The organism is Streptomyces sp. NTH33, assembly GCF_003236365.1.
In the GTDB taxonomy this organism is placed as follows: domain Bacteria; phylum Actinomycetota; class Actinomycetes; order Streptomycetales; family Streptomycetaceae; genus Streptomyces.
This window is the reverse complement of sequence record NZ_POTZ01000578.1, coordinates 1-3682: the sequence shown is the minus strand read 5'-3', so window position 1 is coordinate 3682 and position 3682 is coordinate 1. Positions and strand designations below refer to the sequence as shown.

Genomic DNA, 3682 nt, shown 5'->3' with positions numbered 1-3682 from the left:
GGGCCGAGGGGGCTTGGGTGGCGATGGCGCTGACCGCGCTCGCCGTCCTGGTCTGGCGGATGACACAGTCGCCGGAGGGCTACCTCAAGGACGTCACGGCCGGTGTGTTCGCGGCGTTCTACGTGCCGTTCCTGGCCACGTTCGTGGCGATGATGCTGGCCGCGGACGACGGCCCCCGCCGTGTGCTGACCTTCCTCGTCCTCACGGTGGTCAGCGACACGGGCGCGTACGCCGTCGGCTGGCGCTTCGGCCGGCACAAGCTCGCCCCGCGCATCAGCCCCGGCAAGACCCGCGAGGGCCTGTTCGGCGCGGTCGCCTTCGCGATGGTGGCGGGCGCGCTGTGCATGCAGTTCCTGATCGAGGGCGGCGCCTGGTGGCAGGGGCTCCTCCTCGGCCTCGCGGTCGCCACCAGCGCGACCCTGGGCGACCTCGGCGAGTCCATGATCAAACGTGACCTGGGCATCAAGGACATGGGCACCCTGCTGCCGGGCCACGGCGGCATCATGGATCGCCTGGACTCGCTCCTGCCCACGGCCCCGGTGGTCTGGCTGCTGCTGGTGATCTTCGTCGGCTCCGGCTGACCCACCCGGACCACGTCCGCACGGGCCCCCACCCATCGGGTGGGGGCCCGTCGGCGTTCCGGGCACCGACCGCTCATGGCACCCGTCGACAAGATCTCCGCAGGGGACGGGCTCGGCTGGGGGACGACGGGCCGGCACCGGACGAAGACGTACCTCTCCCGGACCGGCGCACTCGTCGCCGGCTTCTCCCGACCCGGCAGCAACAAGTTCCCCACAGCGCGTTGGGCGCGGACAGGGGGCCTTGTGGGTCACTGGGCCGTCTCCGGGCCGTCAGGCTCGCGCGGAGCGGTCAGAAACCCCCGATCCACGGCCTGCGGATCCGCACCCATCGACAGCAGTCGCCGCAGGACGTATTGACGGAGCGGACCGGCTCCCTTGGGCTCCGGTCCGCTCCGCTCCGAGTCACTAGTAGGTGCCGAAATCAGTAACCGTGGTCGTGGTCACCGTGGTCACCGTGGTCACCGTGGTCGTGGTCGCGGTGGTCGTGGTCGCGGTCGCGGTCGCCGTGATCGTGGTCCCGGCCGCCGTGGTCTCCGTGGCCCCCGTGGCCGTGGTCTCCGTGGTCACGGCCCAGGGCGGGGAGGAGAGCAGTGAAGATCGCCATGGCATTCCTCCTGGAATATGCCTGAGGCATATGAGACATGCTTGAGAGTGATACGTCCCAGAGTGGGAATGGGATGGCGTTTTGAGTCAAGAGCTGGCAAATATCCCGCACCGGACGCAGAACGCCGGCGTTCCTGCCACCTGCTCGACTGAGCCACGGGGACTCCGCCGGTCATGTGGGTGGGCGCACGGCCCCATCGGCCGGGCCGTCCGTGGGCCGTCCGAGGCGGATCAGCGACGACCAGTGACCATCACTGACCACCGCTGACGACAGTCGTCCGGACCGGCAGCCGCAGGTCACCCGACTGGATCTGCGACACTGGTACCACCATGCCGAAGCCCGGAGAACTCACCTTTGTCGCCCCGCGCGGAGCCAAGAAGCCGCCGCGGCACCTCGCCGACCTCTCGCCCGCCGAGCGCAAGGAGGCCGTGGCGGCGATCGGCGAGAAGCCGTTTCGCGCCAAGCAGCTCTCGCAGCACTACTTCGCGCGGTACGCGCACGACCCGGAGCAGTGGACCGACATCCCCGCCGGATCCCGCGCCAAGCTCCAGGAGGCCCTGCTTCCGGAGTTGATGACGGTCGTACGGCATCTGTCGACCGACCAGGGCGCCACCCGCAAGACCCTGTGGCGGCTGTTCGACGGCACGCTCGTGGAGTCGGTGCTCATGCGCTACCCGGACCGGGTGACCATGTGCATCAGCTCGCAGGCGGGCTGCGGCATGAACTGCCCGTTCTGCGCCACCGGGCAGGCCGGCCTCGACCGCAACCTGTCGACCGCCGAGATCGTGCACCAGATCGTCGACGGCATGCGCGCCCTGCGCGACGGCGAGGTCCCCGGGGGCCCGGCCCGGCTGTCCAACATCGTCTTCATGGGCATGGGCGAGCCGCTCGCCAACTACCACCGCGTCGTCGCCGCCATCCGCGCCCTGACCGCCCCCGAGCCGGACGGCCTCGGGCTGTCCCAGCGGGGGATCACCGTCTCGACGGTGGGCCTGGTCCCGGCGATCCACCGGTTCACCGACGAGGGCTTCAAGTGCCGGCTCGCCATCTCCCTGCACGCCCCCGACGACGAGCTGCGCGACACCCTCGTCCCCGTCAACACACGGTGGAAGGTGCGGGAGGTGCTGGACGCAGGCTTCGAGTACACCGCCAGGTCCGGACGCCGGCTCTCCATCGAGTACGCGCTGATCCGGGACATCAACGACCAGGCGTGGCGCGGCGACCGGCTCGGCCGGCTGCTCAAGGGCAGGCCGGTGCACGTCAACCTCATCCCGCTCAACCCGACCCCCGGCTCCCAGTGGACCGCCTCCCGGCCCGAGGACGAGAAGGCGTTCGTCGAGGCCATCGCCGCCCACGGAGTGCCGGTGACCATCCGGGACACCCGCGGTCAGGAGATCGACGGGGCGTGCGGACAGCTGGCTGCCACCGAGCGATAGCAGGACGGTACCCTGGGTGCCGTACACATCTTCATATTCCGACAGGGGAGCGCCACAGCGCTGAGAGTGCGGCACCGGCCGCAGACCCTCTGAACCTCGCCCAGGTCATTCTGGGTAGGAAGTTCGGTCATCACTCGAGCTGTTGCGCCCTGCCCGGGTATCCCTCGCGGATCCCGGGCAGGGCCGCGTCTCCTCCTGGCCAACCCCCAGGAGCAAAATCCAGTGCACACCAAGACGTTCGTCGCCATGGCGGTCGGGCTCGGTCTGGTCACGCTGTCCGCGTGCGGGGCGTCGGACGGCAGGAGCGACTCCTCGTCCGCGGACACCAGGACGGTGACCCTGGTCAGTCACAACTCGTGGGCCGCCTCCAAGAGCGTCATCGCGGACTTCGAGAAGCGGTCCGGCTACACCGTCAAGGTCCTCGAGGACGGCGACGCCGGCCAGGCCGTCAACAAGGCCATCCTCACCAAGGACCACCCGCAGGGCGACGTCCTCTTCGGCGTCGACAACACCCTGCTGTCCCGGGCCCTGGACAACGGCCTGTTCCAGCCGTACCGGCCCAAGGGCTCCGACCTGATCCTGCCCCAGTACCGGACCGACCAGGCGAAGCACCGGGTCACACCGATCGACTCCGGCGACATCTGCGTCAACTACGACAAGAAGTACTTCGCCGACCGCAAGCTGGCCCCGCCGGCCTCCTTCGACGACCTCGTCAAGCCGCAGTACAAGAACCTCCTCGTCACCGAGAACGCCGCCACCTCCTCGCCCGGCCTCGGCTTCCTGCTCGGCACCGTCGCCGAGTACGGCGGCGACGGCTGGCAGGACTACTGGAAGAAGCTCAAGGCCAACGGCGTCAAGGTCGTCGACGGCTGGGACGTGGCCTACAACCAGGAGTTCTCCGGCTCCGCCGGCGGCAGGAAGGCCAAGGGCGACCGGCCGCTGGTCGTCTCCTACGCCTCCTCGCCGCCCGCCGAGGTCATCTACGCCGAGCCGCGGCCGAAGACCGCGCCCACCGGGGTCGCGTACGGCACCTGCTTCCGCCAGATCGAGTACGCCGGGCT

Annotated in this window: 4 protein-coding genes; 3 read left to right on the top strand and 1 reads right to left on the bottom strand. The window is 69.7% G+C overall.

The features are described from left to right. A partial coding sequence (locus tag C1I97_RS33245; protein WP_146608368.1) for a phosphatidate cytidylyltransferase occupies positions 1 to 581 on the top strand: 581 nt, incomplete at its 5' end. A 421-nt stretch (positions 582 to 1002) separates the two neighbouring features. On the opposite strand, the gene C1I97_RS33240 is transcribed toward C1I97_RS33245, so the two are convergent. Further along, positions 1003 to 1185 (bottom strand): hypothetical protein, encoded by a 183-nt coding sequence (locus C1I97_RS33240; protein ID WP_111006745.1) that lies wholly within the window; start codon positions 1183 to 1185, stop codon positions 1003 to 1005. Positions 1186 to 1514: 329 nt separating this feature from the next. On the opposite strand from C1I97_RS33240, the gene rlmN reads away from it, so the two are divergent. Continuing rightward, entirely contained in the window at positions 1515 to 2621 is a 1107-nt protein-coding gene (gene rlmN / locus C1I97_RS33235) for a 23S rRNA (adenine(2503)-C(2))-methyltransferase RlmN (RefSeq protein ID WP_111006744.1), read from the top strand. 222 nt (positions 2622 to 2843) lie between these two features. Then, positions 2844 to 3682 (top strand): thiamine ABC transporter substrate-binding protein (locus tag C1I97_RS33230; RefSeq protein WP_111006743.1); only part of this gene is annotated, 839 nt, incomplete at its 3' end.

Excerpts from the sequence above, each read along its gene's own strand:
- rlmN (WP_111006744.1), top strand. The coding sequence starts at position 1,515 with ATGCCGAAGCCCGGAGAACTCACCTTTGTCGCCCCGCGCGGAGCCAAG.
- C1I97_RS33240 (WP_111006745.1), bottom strand. The coding sequence starts at position 1,185 with ATGGCGATCTTCACTGCTCTCCTCCCCGCCCTGGGCCGTGACCACGGA.